The following is a 15,650-nucleotide window of genomic DNA, read 5'->3' as shown; positions in this document are numbered from 1 at the left end:
GGAGTAGACGACATGGCTCGACCGATCACGTTGTTCACCGGGCAGTGGGCCGACCTCCCGTTCGAGGAGGTGGCCCGGCTGGCGGCGTCGTGGGGGTACGAAGGACTCGAGATCGCCTGCTGGGGCGACCATCTCGACGTACGACGGGCTGCCGAGGATCCGGCGTATGTCCGGGATCGACTCGACATCCTGGAGAAGCACAACCTGAAGGTGTGGACGATCTCGAACCACCTGCTCGGGCAGGCGGTCTGCGACGATCCGATCGACCAGCGGCACCAGGCGATCCTGCCGGCCCACATCTGGGGCGACGGCGATCCGGAGGGTGTCCGGCAGCGGGCGGCGGAGGAGATGAAGACCACCGCCCGGGCCGCGCGTGCGCTCGGTGTCGACGTCGTGGTCGGGTTCACCGGGTCGTCGATCTGGAAGACGGTCGCGATGTTCCCGCCGGTGCCGCCGGCGATGCTCGAGGCCGGGTACCAGGACTTCGCGGACCGGTGGAACCCGATCCTCGACGTGTTCGACGAGGTGGGCGTGAAGTTTGCTCACGAGGTGCACCCGTCGGAGATCGCGTACGACTACTGGTCGACGACCCGGACGCTCGAGGCCATCGGGCACCGGCCGGCGTTCGGGCTGAACTGGGACCCGTCGCACTTCGTCTGGCAGGATCTCGACCCGGTCGGGTTCCTGTGGGACTTCAAGGACCGGATCTACCACGTCGACTGCAAGGACGCGAAGCGGCAGGTCGGCAACGGCCGCAACGGGCGGATGGGTTCGCACCTCGCCTGGGGCGACCCGCGGCGCGGTTGGGACTTCGTCTCGACCGGCCACGGGGACGTCCCGTGGGAGGCGTGCTTCCGGATGCTCAACACGATCGGGTACGACGGCCCGATCTCGGTCGAGTGGGAAGACGCCGGCATGGACCGCCTGGTCGGCGCTGCGGAAGCGGTCCAGTTCGTCCGCTCGCTCGCCTTCGACGCACCGACCGCATCGTTCGACGCGGCGTTCTCGTCCTAGAGCTTTCCGAAGAACGCCCGGAGGTCCTCGATCACCAGATCGGGGACCTCCAGCGCCGCGAAGTGGCCGCCGCGGTCGAACTCGGTGTAGTGCACGACGTCGAACTCCCGCTCGACCAGCTTGCGAACCGTGCTGTCGTTGGGAAACACCGCGAGACCCGTCCGAACCGGGCACCAGGCGACCTCGGCGCCCCACGACGACTGACTCTCGCGGTAGAGCCTGGCCTGTGACCCTGCGGTTCCGGTCAGCCAGGTCAGCGTCACGCTGTCCAGGATGTTGTCGTTGCCGATGGCACCGATCCGGTGCCCGTAGTCGTCGTACCACTCCAGATTCCAGGCCAGCTGGCCGACGGGGGAGTCGACCAAGGCGTACGCCAGGGTCTGTGGTCGCGTGGCCTGGATCGACGCGTACCCGGACCGCTCGGCCTGCCACCTGTCCAGGCCACTCAACCGCTGCTGCTCGTCCTCCGTCAGCTCCTCACCCTGCGGAAACGCCAGGTAGCCGTCCAGGTGCAACCCGATCACTTGCTCTGGCGCCAACCGCGCGAGCGCCGGCGCGATCCGCGCGCCCCAGTCGTAGCCGTGGACGCCGTACCGCTCGTACCCGAGCTGTTCCATCAACGTCGCCCACGCCCGCGCGATCCGCTCGACGCCCCAGCCGGTGGCTGTGGTCGGGCCGGAGAACCCGAAGCCGGGCATGGTCGGGATCACCAGATCGAAGTCCTCCGCGAGCGGCTCGATCAGGTCCAGGAAGTCGGAGTTCGAGCCCGGCCAGCCATGCAGCAGAAGCAGCGGGGTGCCCGACGATTTCCGGTGAATGTAGTGCACCCGCTGTCCGTCGAGCTCGGTCAGGTACTGGGGCTGCGCATTGAGCCGCTTCTCGAACCGTCGCCAGTCGTACGACGCACGCCAGTACTCCGCGACCTGGCGCAGCCGCTCGAGTTCCACGCCATACGACCAGCCGGCCTCCGGCAGCTGATCCGGCCACCGGGCCGTGTCCAGCCGCCGCTGCAACTCGTCCAGCTCTGCCTGGGGTACCGCTGTCCGAAACTCCATGGCTCCGACACTAGAAGGCGTAGCGGACACCAGCTGACCGCTACGGTTACGCTCGCCCTATGAGTGCTGGAAAGTACACCGCGCAGATCGTGGAGGTCCCGGACCACGGCATCAAGTTGGAGCCGGTGGAGGGCGCGACCGTCCCGGACGGGCCGAACGAGGTGAACCTGCTCGGGATGTCGATCGCGTTGGCGTTGGGCGCGGCGGGGTATCACCACCACGCCGAGCAACGCGACCCCGAGCTGCAGACGCTCGACGCATTGCTCGCCGGCGAAGCGGTGATGCCGTGGAAGCCGTCCGAGTCCGGGAGTACGGCGTACATCGTGTGCGAACTGAACGACGGGCGGCCGACCTGCGAGGTCCGTCCGACCGCCGGGTAACGACGGCCACATGGTCTGGCCGGCGGCGCCCGCGCTGCGGCGGCCGCGGATCCTGCGGCAGCGGTGGCTCGATCTGTCCTTCCTGCATTGGGCCGTCGAGCCGGCCGAGGTCGCGCACTTCTTCCCGCCCGGCACGCGTCCGGACACCTTCGAGGGACGCACGTACGTCGGTCTGGTGCCGTTCCGCATGGTCGACACCGGGCTGCCGCGCGGTCCGGGCGTGCCGTACTTCGGCTCGTTCCTGGAGACGAACATCCGGCTCTACTCGATCGACGAGACCGGTCGACGTGGTGTCGTGTTCCTCAGCCTCGACGCGAACCGGCTGGCGGTGGTCGCCGCGGCGCGGACTGTCTTCGGGCTGCCGTATCGGTGGGCTCGCATGAGTCACGTGCGCGACGGCAACCACCACACCTACACATCGAGATTGCGTGGGATCGGGTCAGCTGTTGGGATCTCGCTGGGGGAGCGCTTGCCGGTCGGGCCGCTCGAAGACTTCCTCACCGCGCGCTGGGGTCTGCACATCGAGCGCGCCGGCCGCACCTGGTACCTGCCCAACGAGCACCCTCCGTGGATCCTGCACTCCGCGACGCTCACCTCTCTGGACGCTGATGCCTTGCTGAAATCCGTCGGTCTGGTGCCTCCGGGTCGGCCGCCGGATCATGTCGCCTTCAGCGCGGGGGTGCCTGCTGCCTTCGGTCTGCCATTAAGGCAGCGGTCTCCTGGACGATGAACTTCAGGTCCACCTGCGTCGCCCAGCGGTTGACCTCGGCCGCCAGTGCTTGCGAGCCCGCGGTGTCGCCTTCATCGCGCAGCAGTACGGCGAGCAAGGTCTGCTGGGCCAGTGCTCCGAGCAGATGCCCGACCTTCTGTCGCAGCTCGGTCGATCGCTCCCACAGTTGTCTCGCCAGCGCCAGGTCGCCTGCGGTGTGTGCGTGGTCGCCGAGATGCCTGAGCGCGAGCGACATCAGCAGCTCGTCGCCCGCCTTCTCGCCCAGCTGGTACGCCGTTGTGTAGTGCGCGAACGCTTCCTCTGGCCGGCTGTAGAGGTTGTCCGCCATCACACCCGCGTAGAACGTGACGGCTCCTCGGCGGGCATCGTCCGGGGCGTCGGCGATCAGCTGCCGGGCCCGCTCCGCGAGCTGTCCGTCTGCACGTGAGCCGAACAGGGCGATCGAATAGTCCTTCCGGAGTCTCATCATCGCGAGATCCCACGACTGAGGTGCGAGAGCGTCAGCCGCGGCTATGGCAGCAGGGGCGTGGTTGGTCTGCTGCGCGAAGTCCTGGTCGGTGGCGACCTCGGCCCGGGCCAGGGCGAGGGCCAGGTGCTCGGCCGGGTCGTCGGGTTCGGCGGCGTTCAGGAGCTCGGTCGCGGCGGACCACTGGCCGGCGCGCATGAGGTGAGTGGCGGCGGTGACGACGTCTACAGCTGCAAGCTGGGTCATGTTGTGCAGAGTATTTCGACGTCGAAATATTTGACAACTAACCTTCAGCGGCTGAAAGGTTAGACGGGTGAAGGACTTTGTGGATGCGCATGTCGAGCTCTGGGCCGATCAGTTGCCCGGACTGGATCCTGAGGTCGAAGGGATCACGGTCCGCATGCAGGTTCTGACGCGGTACCTCGAACGCCGGCGAGAGGCCGTGCTTGCGGAGTACGGGCTGCAGCTGTGGGAGTTCAAGACGCTCCACATGCTCCGCCGCGGCGGTACGCCGTACCGCGAGACGCCGGGTGGGTTGGCCAAGCAGCTCGGGATGTCCGCGGCGGCGCTGACCAATCGCCTGGATGCGCTGGAGCGGCGTGGGTTCATCGAGCGCGCGCACGACCGCGACGACCGGCGCAAGGTCGTCGCGACGCTCACCCGGGCCGGGAGCGACCTCTGGGACCGTGCCATCGGCGATATCAGCCGGGTCGAGGAGGAGTTGGTCCACCAGCTGCCGGCCGCTGACCGCACCCGGCTCGACGACCTGCTGCGGCAGCTGGTTCTGATCACCGAGAAAGATTCCTAGCCGGGACATGTCAATCTGAGTCCGCCGGCTCCGACCTCTGGGTGTAAGCGCCGAAGATCCTGGAGGACCGACTGATGGAACCGCTGAACCTGATGGTCTCGCTGAGCCACTTCGCCAACGACAACCGCGACAACAAGCACGGCCTGAGCAAGCGCGCCGGTCGCCGTCGCCGTACGGACGACAGCGCGACTCCCGAGCCTCGTCGCAGTTGGTGGGTGATCCGATCGCGTGTCAGAGTCGCTTCGTGACTGATGCCTCGAAGCGCGAGCAGTTGCTCGCTGTGTACGACGACCAACTGCGCGGAACCAGTGAGAGCGCGGACGTGCCGACGAGCATGGACGGCCCGGTGATCCGGGTCGAGTACCCGAGCCGCGGTTTCGTCAGCTACCGCACGCTCGACGGTCTCGACAGCGCCGAGATCGACGCGCTGATCGCCCGCCAGCGCGACTACTTCGCGGCGAAGGGCCAGTCGGTCGAATGGAAGCTCCGCGGTCACGACCGGCCCGCCGACCTGCCGGACCGGCTGCGTGCCGCCGGGTTCGAGCCCGAGGAGCAGGAGACCGTGCTCGTCGCCGAGAGCGCCGACATCGCGGAGCGCCTCCGCGGCCGCGACACGGTCGACGGCATCACGATCCGGCTGGTCTCCGACCGCGCCGACTTCGAGCGGATCGCCGCGATGGAGTCGACCGTGTGGAACGACGACTGGTCCTGGCTGGCCGACGACCTGGTACGCCGGCACGCGAGCGGCACCGACATCTTCGTCGCCGAGGCCGACGGTCAGGTGGTCTCCGCCGCCTGGGCCGTGTACAAGAAGGGCACCGAGTTCACGGGGCTGTGGGGCGGGTCAACGCTCGCCGAGTGGCGCGGCAAGGGCATCTACAAGGCGCTCGTCGCAGTACGCGCCGCTCGTGCGGTCGAGCTCGGCTACAAGTACCTCCACGTCGACGCGTCCGACGACAGCTCCCCGATCCTGCAGCGCCTCGGCTTTGTCGCGGTCACCACCACCACGCCGTACGTGTACAAGCCTGCCTAACGGGCGGCGCGGTACATCGAGTAGTGGGTCGGGCCGTGGTGGGGGAGTTCTAGCTCGGCGATCGTGGTGAAGCCGAAGGACTCGTAGAAGCCCACATTTGCGGGGTCCTGGGTCTCGACGAACGCGGGGGAGTGCGCGGCGTCGGCCACGGCGAGGCCCGGTTCGATGACCGCGTGGCCGAGGCCTTGGCGTTGACGATCGGGATCGACCGCGGCGAGCGCGAGCAGCCAGACCGGGTCGCGCGGATGGAAGAGCCCGATCGCCTGGCCGTACTCCGCAGTGAGCGCGGCACGGGATCCGGTGAGCTCCTGGAACGCGGCGGCATGTGGGGCGAACGCGTCGGCCGGCATGTCCGGCGGGAACCAGACCGCGACCGCGCTCACGTCGTCGGTGACCCAGATCCGCCCGTGCGGCAGCCCGATCCCTTCGACGAACAGGCGGTGGTACTGCGTGAGTCGTTCCTCGTACCCGTCCGGGTCGAGGCAGGCTCGGGACATCGGGTAGTCGAACAACGCGCGGGTGAGCGTGCCGACCGCCGCGTCGACGTCCGACTCGGTTGCCTCGCGCACCTTCATGTCCGCAGGACCTCGATGATCAGGTCGGCGACGCCGCGCATGCCGGCCGCGTTCGGGTGGTACGGAACGAAGCCGCCGAGGTTCGGCGGCAACATCGTGAAACCCGTCGTCCACGGCTCTGCCGAACCGATCGCGTGGTCGCGACTGGCCGCCGACGCCGCGACCAGCTCGGCACCCGTTGCCGCCGCGGCCTTCGCGAACGCGCCGGCCAGACCCTCCGCCATCATCGCGACGCTCGGCAGCTGCTCCTCGTTCAGCGGTACGTCGAGACGCGGGCGTGTGGCCGGTCCGATCAGGCTGAGGTAGTCGACGAACAGGATGCGCGCGTGCGGTGAACGCTCCTGCGCCTGCTCGACGACCTTGGTCAGCGAGTCCGCGACGGCCTGGTACGACGCTTCGTCCTTGAGGTAGCTGACTCGCGCGCGGATCCGGTTCGCGACCCGGCGGCCGAGGATCGTGGCGGGCTTCGCGATCGTGTTGAGGAAGCTCCCGCGCAGGAACGTGCCGACGTACTCGAGATCGTTGCCGCCGACGGTGATCGTGACCAGCGCGGTGTCCGGGGTGAGCGCTTCGAGCTGTGGTGGCGCGTCGTCCTGTGGGGTGTCGAGCAGGTGCGCGGTGGTGGCGCCGGAGTACGTGACATCCGTGAGGTCGAGGCCGAGCTCTGCGGCGACGAGGTGCGCGTAGTTGTTGCCCGAACGGCCTGCGGGCGGGTGCACGATCGGGCTGATCCCCGGTCCGGCCGCGAACGAACTACCGAGGGCGACGTACCGGCTGCCGGATGCGATCACCGGACCACGATAGTCCTCTCGGAGGTGCGACATACTGCCTCGGTGACTGACGAAGTGTTCGGTACGGCGGGAATCCGCGAACGGGTGCTGGCCGGATGGACGGCGGCACCGGTCCGCTTCCGTGAAGACGCGAACGCCGAGGAGGAACTGGCCCTCGGCGGGTACGTCGACCGGCTGGTGATCGAACTGGCCCAGAACGCCGCCGACGCGGCCGCTCGCGCCGGAGTACCAGGCCGGGTGCTGTTCGAGTTCAAGAACAACACGCTGGTCGTGGCGAACACCGGTGCGCCCTTGACCGCGGAGGGCGTCGAGTCGCTGGCGACCCTGAGGGCATCAGCGAAGCGCGAAGAGCCTTCGGTAGGCCGGTTCGGAGTCGGTTTCTCCGCTGTGCTGGCAGTGACCGACGAGCCGGTCGTGCTGTCGCGCACCGGCGGGGTGCGGTTCTCGAAGGCCGATACCGCGGCTGCGATCGCCGGACTGGCAGCTGATCTCGACACCGAGGTACGGCGACGTGACGGGCAAGTGCCTGTCCTTCGCCTCCCCTTCGAAGCGGACGGCGAACCGCCCGCGGATTACGACACAGCCGTGATTCTGCCCCTCCGCGACGAGGCGGCCGCCGCGCTCGTCCGGCGCCTGCTCGCCGAAGCCGACGACGCACTCCTCCTCGCCCTGCCCGGCCTCCAGCGCATCGAGATCGAGACCGACGACGACCACCGGATCCTCCAGGATGTCGAGTCGCGCTGGCACATCCACCGCGCCGGCGGGGTGTTCGACACCGCCGAACGCGAGCAACTGCTGGCCGACCGCCCGACCGAGGAACGCTCCCGCCCGAACTGGTCGGTCGTGTGGGCCTTGCCCCGCAACCCGCCGCCGCAGCCTTCGGCGGCGGGGGAGGCGTGGGACGCGGCGGTGGTCGAGGTACCGAGGGTTGTTCATGCGCCAACGCCTACCGACGAGCCCGTTTCGCTCGGGGTGTTGCTGTTGGCAACGTTCCCGTTGGACTCGACCCGGCGGCACGTGGCGAAGGGGCCGTTGACTGATCGGCTGGTTCGGGAAACGGCGACCGCGTACGGAGAGCTCCTGGGCGAGCGGGCCGCCGACGGTGACGACGTACTCCGGTTGGTGCCGACCGGGCTCGCGGCCGGGGCGCTGGACCGGATGCTGCACGAAGCAATTCTGAACCAGCTCCCCACCACTCCGCTGCTGAGAGCTGTGGAGGGCGGGTCTCTGCTGCGGCCGCGGGACGCGGTCGTGGTGGAGGGGGCCGACGACGCGTTCAACGAGAAGCTGGCGCCGATCGTGCCGGGCCTGATCAGGTCGCGGCGGGAGGATCGGCTGGCGCTGGATGCCTTGCAAGTAAGGCGTTTGGAGCTGGCTGAGGTGGTGGATCAGCTCGGGGGAGAGGAGCCGCCCGGCTGGTGGCGCGCGCTCTACGCATCGCTCAGCACGATGGTCACCGATGCGCTGATTCGGGAGTCGCTCGGCACGCTGCCTGTGCCGCTTGCCGACGGCCGGCTGGTGCGAGGCGCGCGTGGGTTGCTGCTGCCCGGCCCGGAGATCCCGGTCGACACCCTGTCCGCGTTCGATGAGTACGGCGTACGTGTCGTGCATCCCGACGCGGTCGACCCAGCACTCGAACGGCTCGGCGCGATCCCCGCCACCCCGCGATCGCTCCTCGAGGACAGTGCCGTCCGCACCGCGGTCGAGCACTCCGCCGAGGCCGACGACCCCGACTCGATCGCCCACGCCGTACTCAGCCTGGTTGCCGCGGACCCAGCGCAAGCCGAGGGTCTCTGGTGGCTCAACGACCTGGTACTCCGTGATGCGGACGGCGAGCTCGTGCCCGCGAACGCCTTGGTTGTCGAGGGTTCTGACGCACAAGCCATCCTCGACCCCGACGAGGTCGCACCCATCGCCCGCGACGTCCTCGACCGCTACGGCCTGCCCGCGCTCGAAGCCGTCGGCGTGCTGGCGACGCTCGGCGTCGTCGCCGCCTCCGACGTCGCCCTCGAAAAACTCCCCGAAGCCGTCCAGGACCTCGACGCGATCGAGGACTGGGCGTACGACGTCGCACCCGAAGGCTCGCGGTACGGCGCAACCGTCGGCGAGCTCGAAGCGATCCGCGACCTGGACTGGATCACCGACGACAACTGGCCGAAAGCCCTGCAGATCATGGGTTCTGAGCCCGATCTCCGCCGGGCGCTCGTCACTCAGGTCCGCGTCGTCGGCCCGGACGACCGGCCGCTCGGCGTACCGTCGTACGCGGCCTGGTGGATCCGCGAACACGTCCTGCTCGACGACGGCGAACCACTCGCCGGACGAGCGGACCCCGAGGCCGAACCAGTGCTCGCGACCTTCCTCGACGAAGCGCCCGCCTGGACCGCCGCCCTCGACCCAGAGGTCCGTACGGCGATCGGTCTCGTCCGCGAGGTCGGCGACCTCGACGCCGACGGCATCAGTCTGGTGCTCGACCGATTGGCCGACCCCGAGCGCGAGGTCGATGCCGCCTCGATCCTCCGCTTGTGGACCCGGCTCGGCACGCTCGCGCTGTTCCCCGGCGATGCGCCGGAGCAGACCCGCGTGCTCGACGCGGACGGCGTGACCCGAGTGATCGACGCGGATCAGGCCGTCGTCATCGACGGTCCGATGTGGGTGCAGCGCGACGACCTCGGCGGGTTCGTGATCGGCTCCGGCGCCGCGGCCGACGGACTGAGCGATCTCCTCGACGTACCGATGGCCCAAGAGATTGCCGAAGGCAAGATCGACGGCGAGGGTACGGCGGCCGACGTACCGCCGATCGTCCGCGAACTGGTCCCCGGGGTGCCGGCGACCTGGTGGGAGCACGAGGAGCTCACCGTCGACGGCGTCGAGGTCTCGTGGTGGGTGGACGCCGACGGCGGCCCGCATGCGGCGACGTTCGACGGCCTCGGCAAGGCCTTGGCCTGGTCCGCGGGCCGGTGGGACCGGCGGCATGTGATCCGCGCGGTTCTCAACGAACCGGACCGCAGTACCGAACTTCTGGTCGACGCCGTCTACGACTGACCGGAACCGGCCGCGGGGGCGGATCTGCACGCCCTGTGACCGCCGTTGGAAGCGTTTCCGCCTCCGGGCGTCACTCAGAGCGAACCAACGTTGTCAGAGGTTGGTATATCGACTGATCTGCGGATATGACGTCCGGAGTTCAACGTGGCAATGAACTCTTGCCAACGTTGTCAACGCTACTTATAGTCCGTGACACCTCTCGGTCGGTGAACAGCTCGTCCGCGCAACGGAAACGGAGGTGACTTTCGTCATGAACGAAGCACCGCGCCCACAGTTCGAAGACGTCCAAGATGTCGTCCGCTATCAGCTGAGTCGGCGAAGCATGCTCGGCGGAGGTGCCGCGGCGGCAATGACCGCCTTCCTCGCCGCCTGCTCCGGCGGCGGCTCGTACTCCGACAAGCCAGCCAACAACAACAAGCCGGTCGCGACCAAGTCGATCCAGATCGGCAAGGCGAACATCCCTGTCCCGCGGGACCAGTCGGTGATCGTCGGCCAGGTCGAGTACACCGTCTTCGACAGCTTCAACGGCATGATCCCGAACGGCTCACCCTCGGGCGCCGGCGTGGAGCTGAGCACCGAGCCGTTGTTCTTCCTCAGCTTCGCCACCGGCAAGCTCACGCCGTGGCTGGCGACGGAGTACAAGTACAACGACGCTTTCACCGAGCTGACCCTGAAGTTCGATCCGAAGGCTCATTGGAACGACGGCCAGCCGCTGGGTGCGAACGACTTCAAGTTCACGGTGATGCTGCTGAAGGACCGTCCGGACCTCTTCGGCGGTGGTGGTGACCTGAAGGAGTTCGTCAAGACCGTCGATGTTCCGGACCCGCACACCGCGGTGGTGACCTTCCTGAAGCCGGCACCACGCTTCCACTACAACTTCATCGCCGCGATCGCGGGTGCGCCCAACAACATCATGCCCGAGCACATCTGGAAGTCGCAGGACCCGACGAAGTACAAGGACAACCCGCCGGTCCGCAGCGGCCCGTACAAGCTGAAGCAGGCGATCCGTAACCAGAAGATGTTCGTCTGGGAGAAGGACCCGAACTACTGGAACAAGGACAAGCTCGACGTCAAACCGCAGTACGTCGTGTTCCAGAGCACGTCGAAGCAGCTCGACCAGGCGTCGCTGGCCTTCGAGCGCGCCGAGTTCGACGTCGGCTCGGTCGACGAGCCGCATGCCAAGCAGTTGCGGAACACCGGCTACCCGAACCTCGTGACGACGCAGTTCCACGACCCGAACCCACGGGTTTTCTGGCTGAACTGCGACCCGGCGCGCGGCGTGATGGCGGAGCCGAAGATGCGCTGGGCCATCAACTACTGCATCGACCGGGAGAAGATCGGCAACTCGATCTGGCCTGTCAAGGTCCCGCCTGCCCAGTACCCGTGGGCGGACTACCCGACCAACGACAAGTGGAAGAACGACGACCTCGCGAACAAGTACAAGTTCGAGTTCAACCCTGACAAGGCGAGCCAGCTGCTGGACGAGATCGCGCCGAAGAACGCGGCCGGCAAGCGGACGTACAAGGGCAAGGAGATCAACCTCGAGATCATCACGGTCTCGCCGGTCGACGGCGGCGAGTACGCGATCGCCAACGTGCTGAAGACCGCGCTCGCCAAGGTCGGCGTCCCCGCCACACTGCGCAGCCTGGCCGGAAGCGTCCACGACGACAAGTTCCAGCGCGGCGAGTACGACATCGACTCCAACTGGGCCGGCTTCGCGATCGACCCGGTGCAGCTGTACACCGACTGGACCAGCGACAAGTACCAGCCGATCGGCAAGAACTCGGCCGGCAAGAACAAGATGCGGTTCCGCAACCCCGACTTCGACAAGATCATCGATCAGCTGGGCCAGCTCAACCCGGATTCGCCGGAGGCCAAGCCGCTGCTCGACAAGGCGCTGGAGATCTACTTCCAGCAGTTGCCGCTGCTCGCCTCGATCCAGACCGGCTACCCGTCGTACTTCAACACGGCGTTCTGGAAGGACTGGCCGACCGACGACGACCTGTACGAGGTGCCGCTGAACTGGTGGCCGCACTTCATCTTCGTGCTCGCCAAGATCAGCGCCACCGGGCAGAAGGGACCGGCGTGACGGCGGAAGCCCCGCCTGTGGTAGCCGTGGACAAGAGCCAGGACTCCGCACCTCCGTCGGCGGTGCGGGCCTGGCTGTCGCGGCATCCGCTGGCGGCGTACGCCATCCGCAGGTTCGGTCTCTACCTGGTGGAATTGTGGGGAGCGCTGACGATCGCGTTCTTCTTCTTCCGGCTGATGCCCGGAGACCCGGTCCAGACCTTGATCCAGACCCTGCAGCAGAACTACGTCTACAACGCACAGGCGAGCACCGAGCTCATCGCTCGCTACCGGCACGAGTTCGGGCTGGACGGGAACCTGCTGACCCAGTACTTCAAGTACATGGAGAAGCTGATCCTGCACGGCGATCTCGGGCCGAGCCTGATCAACTACCCGACGCCGGCCCAGACGGTGATCCTGCGATCGTTGCCCTGGACAATCGGTCTGCTCGGGATCTCGGCTGTGATGGCGTGGATCCTCGGCGTCATCATCGGCGCGATCGCCGGCTGGCGGCGCGGCAAGCTCGGCTCCGCGATCGCCACCAACCTGTCGATCGCGCTGTCGCACGTGCCGTACTTCTTCGTCGCGCTGATCCTGGTGTACGTCTTCGCGTACTCGATGGGACTGTTGCCTGCGAGATCGGCGTACGACTCCAACATCAATCCCGGGATCAGCTTCGCCTTCATCGGCAGCGTGCTGAAGTACGGGTTGCTGCCCGGCCTGTCGATCGTGATCATCGGGACGTTCAGCTGGATCCTGTCCACCCGGATGCTGATGATCCCGATCCTCGGCGAGGACTACCTGGTCTACGCCGAGGCCAAGGGCCTGAAGAACTCGCGGATCCTGACCCGGTACGCGCTGCGGAACTGCTACCTGCCGCAGATCACCGCGTTCGGTATCTCGCTGGGCTTCATCTTCAACGGCAACGTCCTGGTCGAGCAGCTGTTCAGCTATCCGGGGCTCGGCACGACGCTGGTCACGGCGATCCAGCAGCTCGACTTCAACACGATCCTCGGCGTCACCGATATCGCGATCTTCTCGGTGCTGACCGCGGTCCTCCTCCTCGACCTCCTGCTCCCGCTGCTTGACCCGCGGGTCAAGTACTGGAAGTGATGACGATGAGACTTCTGACCGCGGTACTGCGAACGATCCGGAACAGCCGGCGCCTCGCGACCGGGCTCGTCATCCTCGGGCTGCTCGTGCTTCTCGCGCTGCTGAGTCCGCTGATCGTGAAGGCGATCGGCGGTGGGCAGGACCCGATCGAGCTGGCGGCGTACGACAAGTGGCAGGTGCCCAGCCCGCAACACCTGCTCGGCACCGACCAGTTCGGCCGGGACGTGTTCGCGATGGTGGTGAAGGCGCTCGCGGTCTCGCTGCAGATCGGCGCGATCGCCGGTGTGATCTCGACCGTCGTCGGCGTCATCGTCGCGTTCGTCGCCGGCTACAAGGGCGGCTGGATCGACAATGTGCTCTCCACGTTCACCGGGATCCTGCTGGTCATCCCGACGTTCCCGTTGCTGATCGCGCTGTCGGCGTACGCGAAGAACGTCAGCCTGTTCCAGGTCGGCGTGATGATCTCGATCTTCTCCTGGCCGTTCGCGGCGAAGACGATCCGTTCGCAGGTGCTCAGTCTGCGGACACGGCCGTACGTCGATCTGGCGCGGGTCAGCAAGGCGCGGGACATCGAGATCATCGTGACCGAGCTCCTGCCGAACCTGCTGCCGTTCATCGGCGTGGGTTTCGCGTCGTCGGCGCTGGGTGCGATCTTCGGCCTGGTCGGTCTGGAGATCATCGGCCTCGGGCCGGGCGGCGTGATCGACCTGGGCCAGATCATCTTCAACGCGATCGGCACCGGCGCGCTGACACTGGGAGCCTGGCCGATGTTCGTCGTACCGATCGCCCTGCTCACGTTGCTGTTCGCGGCGCTGAACATGGTGAATATCGGCCTCGAAGAGGTCTACAACCCGCGACTGAGGGGAGTGGCCGGTGAATAACGTTCTCGAGGTCAAGGGACTCGAGGTCGTCTACTCGACCAACCGCGGTGACGTGCAAGCCGTCCGCGGGATCGACCTCGACGTCCACCGTGGTGAGATCCTCGGGATCGCGGGGGAGTCGGGCAGCGGCAAGAGCACGCTCGCGGTCGCGCTGCTGCGGCTCCTGAAGGCGCCGGGGAAGGTGACCGGCGGTTCGGTCATGTTCCACCCCGCCGGCCGGTCGCCGGTGGACCTGCTGAAGGTGCACGGCGAAGAGCTGCGGGTACTGCGGTGGAGCGCGCTTTCGTATCTCCCGCAGGGTTCGATGAGCTCGCTCAACCCGGTGATGCGGGTGGAGGATCAGTTCAAGGACGTGATCCTCGAACACGCGCCGGCACGCAAGGATTCGTTGGGCGAACTGATTCCGCGGCTGCTCGGACAGGTCGGTCTCGAGCCGCGCGTGGGCCGGATGTACCCGCACGAGCTGTCCGGCGGGATGAAGCAGCGGGTGCTGATGGCGATCGCGGTCGCACTCGAGCCCGACCTGGTGATCGCGGACGAGCCGACCACCGCGCTCGACGTGACGATCCAGCGGGTGATCCTGCAGTCGCTCGCGGATCTGCGCACCGACTTCGGCGTGACGCTGATGGTGATCTCGCACGACATGGGTGTGCACGCGCAGCTGGCCGACCGGGTCGCGGTGATGTACGAGGGCAGGCTGGTCGAGGTCGGCGACGTACGCCAGGTGTTCAAGGATCCGCAGGATCCCTACACCCGGCAGCTGATCGAGTCCATCCCGCAGGTAGGACGGAGGGCATCGTGAAGTCGGAACTAGAACTTCGTGGCGTACAGCAACGATTCCACGCCCGCGGGGTCGCCGACGGCTACGTGACCGCGGTCGACGACGTCAGCTTCAGCCTGGCCGCGTCACCGCCGCAGATCGTCAGCCTGGTCGGTCAGAGCGGCAGCGGGAAGAGCACGATCGCCCGCAACGTGCTCGGCCTGCAGAAGCCGACGGCCGGCTCGGTGCTGTACGGCGGCAAGGACATCTTCAAGCTGAGCCGGTCGGAGTACGACGCCTACCGGCGCGACGTGCAACCGGTGTTCCAGGACCCGTACGCGATCTTCAACCCCTTCTACCGCGTGGATCGCGTGCTGTGGATGGCGGTGAAGAAGTTCAAGCTGGCCTCGACCCGCGAGGCGGGGCTGAAGCTGATCGAGGAGTCCCTGCAGGCGGTCCGGCTGGAGCCGGAGAACGTGCTCGGGCGGTACCCGCACCAGCTGTCCGGTGGGCAGCGCCAGCGCATCATGCTGGCCCGGGTCCACATGCTCCGCCCGTCGTTCATCATCGCCGACGAGCCGGTGTCGATGCTGGATGCCCAGGTCCGCAAGCACTTCCTGGACATCCTGCTCGACTTCCAGCGCGAACACGGCATGACCACGCTGTTCATCACCCACGACCTGTCGACGGTGTACTACCTGGGCGGCGAGGTCATGGTCATCACCAAGGGCCAGATCGTCGAACGCGGCCCGGTCGCCACGGTCATGCACGAGCCGACCCACCCGTACACGAAACTCCTGCTCGACTCCATCCCGCAGCCCGATCCCGACCAGCGCTGGACCACCCGCATCCAGGTCGACGAACTCGAACGCCTGGACGACATCGACAACACCCCCGCCGACACCACCAAGCCGGAGGCCCCGATCCTGTAGCCC

The 15,650-nt window shown here is 67.3% G+C and carries 16 protein-coding genes; 12 read left to right on the top strand and 4 right to left on the bottom strand.

From position 1 onward, the window contains the following. Nucleotides 1-12 precede the first annotated feature (12 nt). Nucleotides 13-1,014, top strand: coding sequence for a sugar phosphate isomerase/epimerase family protein (locus AB0J62_RS15840; RefSeq protein ID WP_363870212.1), 1,002 nt, complete (start codon nt 13-15; stop codon nt 1,012-1,014). On the opposite strand, the gene AB0J62_RS15835 is transcribed toward AB0J62_RS15840, so the two are convergent. Further along, nucleotides 1,011-2,069 (bottom strand): epoxide hydrolase family protein, encoded by a 1,059-nt coding sequence (locus tag AB0J62_RS15835; RefSeq protein ID WP_363870209.1) that lies wholly within the window; start codon nt 2,067-2,069, stop codon nt 1,011-1,013. The genes AB0J62_RS15840 and AB0J62_RS15835 overlap by 4 nt on opposite strands. A 59-nt stretch (nt 2,070-2,128) precedes the next feature. On the opposite strand from AB0J62_RS15835, the gene AB0J62_RS15830 reads away from it, so the two are divergent. Together AB0J62_RS15830 and AB0J62_RS15825 are read left to right on the top strand one after the other, a co-directional pair. Further along, a complete protein-coding gene (locus tag AB0J62_RS15830; protein ID WP_363870206.1) occupies nt 2,129-2,449 on the top strand; it encodes a hypothetical protein in 321 nt (106 codons plus the stop codon). A 10-nt stretch (nt 2,450-2,459) separates the two neighbouring features. Then, on the top strand, nt 2,460-3,179 hold the full coding sequence (locus AB0J62_RS15825) for a DUF2071 domain-containing protein (protein ID WP_363870203.1): 720 nt from the start codon (nt 2,460-2,462) through the stop codon (nt 3,177-3,179). Here AB0J62_RS15825 and AB0J62_RS15820 read toward each other — a convergent pair. Next, nucleotides 3,118-3,891 (bottom strand): hypothetical protein, encoded by a 774-nt coding sequence (locus tag AB0J62_RS15820; protein ID WP_363870200.1) that lies wholly within the window; start codon nt 3,889-3,891, stop codon nt 3,118-3,120. The genes AB0J62_RS15825 and AB0J62_RS15820 overlap by 62 nt on opposite strands. 67 nt (nt 3,892-3,958) lie before the next feature. Here AB0J62_RS15820 and AB0J62_RS15815 point away from each other — a divergent pair, with 67 nt between their 5' ends. From AB0J62_RS15815 to AB0J62_RS15805, 3 genes are all read left to right on the top strand, one after another. After that, the gene (locus AB0J62_RS15815; RefSeq protein WP_363870197.1) at nt 3,959-4,453 is read left to right on the top strand and encodes a MarR family transcriptional regulator; all 495 of its coding nucleotides are present in this window, start codon (nt 3,959-3,961) and stop codon (nt 4,451-4,453) included. Nucleotides 4,454-4,527: 74 nt separating this feature from the next. Continuing rightward, a complete protein-coding gene (locus tag AB0J62_RS15810; RefSeq protein ID WP_363870194.1) occupies nt 4,528-4,701 on the top strand; it encodes a hypothetical protein in 174 nt (57 codons plus the stop codon). Then, entirely contained in the window at nt 4,698-5,486 is a 789-nt protein-coding gene (locus AB0J62_RS15805) for a GNAT family N-acetyltransferase (protein WP_363870191.1), read from the top strand. The genes AB0J62_RS15810 and AB0J62_RS15805 overlap by 4 nt, the downstream gene beginning before the upstream one ends. Here the strand turns inward: AB0J62_RS15805 and AB0J62_RS15800 are convergent. Together AB0J62_RS15800 and AB0J62_RS15795 are read right to left on the bottom strand one after the other, a co-directional pair. Then, complete coding sequence (locus tag AB0J62_RS15800) at nt 5,483-6,061, bottom strand: GNAT family N-acetyltransferase (protein WP_363870188.1); 579 nt, start codon at nt 6,059-6,061, stop codon at nt 5,483-5,485. The two genes, AB0J62_RS15805 and AB0J62_RS15800, sit on opposite strands and share 4 nt — an antisense overlap. Continuing rightward, the gene (locus tag AB0J62_RS15795) at nt 6,058-6,852 is read right to left on the bottom strand and encodes an SGNH/GDSL hydrolase family protein (RefSeq protein WP_363870185.1); all 795 of its coding nucleotides are present in this window, start codon (nt 6,850-6,852) and stop codon (nt 6,058-6,060) included. The genes AB0J62_RS15800 and AB0J62_RS15795 overlap by 4 nt, the downstream gene beginning before the upstream one ends. 42 nt (nt 6,853-6,894) lie before the next feature. On the opposite strand from AB0J62_RS15795, the gene AB0J62_RS15790 reads away from it, so the two are divergent. From AB0J62_RS15790 to AB0J62_RS15765, 6 genes are all read left to right on the top strand, one after another. After that, nucleotides 6,895-9,894 (top strand): hypothetical protein, encoded by a 3,000-nt coding sequence (locus tag AB0J62_RS15790; protein ID WP_363870182.1) that lies wholly within the window; start codon nt 6,895-6,897, stop codon nt 9,892-9,894. A gap of 250 nt (nt 9,895-10,144) precedes the next feature. Next, nucleotides 10,145-11,983, top strand: coding sequence for an ABC transporter substrate-binding protein (locus tag AB0J62_RS15785; RefSeq protein ID WP_363870179.1), 1,839 nt, complete (start codon nt 10,145-10,147; stop codon nt 11,981-11,983). Further along, a complete protein-coding gene (locus tag AB0J62_RS15780; protein ID WP_363870176.1) occupies nt 11,980-13,074 on the top strand; it encodes an ABC transporter permease in 1,095 nt (364 codons plus the stop codon). Before AB0J62_RS15785 ends, AB0J62_RS15780 begins: the two co-directional genes overlap by 4 nt. Before the next feature lie 5 nt (nt 13,075-13,079). Further along, nucleotides 13,080-13,955, top strand: coding sequence for an ABC transporter permease (locus AB0J62_RS15775; RefSeq protein ID WP_363870173.1), 876 nt, complete (start codon nt 13,080-13,082; stop codon nt 13,953-13,955). Next, entirely contained in the window at nt 13,948-14,757 is an 810-nt protein-coding gene (locus AB0J62_RS15770; protein WP_363870170.1) for an ABC transporter ATP-binding protein, read from the top strand. Before AB0J62_RS15775 ends, AB0J62_RS15770 begins: the two co-directional genes overlap by 8 nt. After that, nucleotides 14,754-15,647, top strand: coding sequence for an ABC transporter ATP-binding protein (locus AB0J62_RS15765; protein ID WP_363870167.1), 894 nt, complete (start codon nt 14,754-14,756; stop codon nt 15,645-15,647). The genes AB0J62_RS15770 and AB0J62_RS15765 overlap by 4 nt, the downstream gene beginning before the upstream one ends. The last annotated feature ends 3 nt before the right edge of the window (nt 15,648-15,650 follow it).

Origin of the sequence: Kribbella sp. NPDC049584 (genome assembly GCF_040675555.1) — a bacterium.
Taxonomy (GTDB): Bacteria; Actinomycetota; Actinomycetes; order Propionibacteriales; family Kribbellaceae; genus Kribbella.
The sequence above is the reverse complement of the archived record's forward strand: the minus strand, read 5'-3'. Positions and strand labels throughout refer to the sequence as shown.

What these genes read in the sequence shown, in the direction of transcription:
- AB0J62_RS15775 (WP_363870173.1), top strand. Translation starts at nt 13,080, where the DNA reads ATGAGACTTCTGACCGCGGTACTGCGAACGATCCGGAACAGCCGGCGC.
- AB0J62_RS15800 (WP_363870188.1), bottom strand. Translation starts at nt 6,061, where the DNA reads ATGAAGGTGCGCGAGGCAACCGAGTCGGACGTCGACGCGGCGGTCGGC.
- AB0J62_RS15820 (WP_363870200.1), bottom strand. Translation starts at nt 3,891, where the DNA reads ATGACCCAGCTTGCAGCTGTAGACGTCGTCACCGCCGCCACTCACCTC.
- AB0J62_RS15830 (WP_363870206.1), top strand. Translation starts at nt 2,129, where the DNA reads ATGAGTGCTGGAAAGTACACCGCGCAGATCGTGGAGGTCCCGGACCAC.
- AB0J62_RS15810 (WP_363870194.1), top strand. Translation starts at nt 4,528, where the DNA reads ATGGAACCGCTGAACCTGATGGTCTCGCTGAGCCACTTCGCCAACGAC.
- AB0J62_RS15825 (WP_363870203.1), top strand. Translation starts at nt 2,460, where the DNA reads ATGGTCTGGCCGGCGGCGCCCGCGCTGCGGCGGCCGCGGATCCTGCGG.
- AB0J62_RS15785 (WP_363870179.1), top strand. Translation starts at nt 10,145, where the DNA reads ATGAACGAAGCACCGCGCCCACAGTTCGAAGACGTCCAAGATGTCGTC.
- AB0J62_RS15840 (WP_363870212.1), top strand. Translation starts at nt 13, where the DNA reads ATGGCTCGACCGATCACGTTGTTCACCGGGCAGTGGGCCGACCTCCCG.
- AB0J62_RS15835 (WP_363870209.1), bottom strand. Translation starts at nt 2,069, where the DNA reads ATGGAGTTTCGGACAGCGGTACCCCAGGCAGAGCTGGACGAGTTGCAG.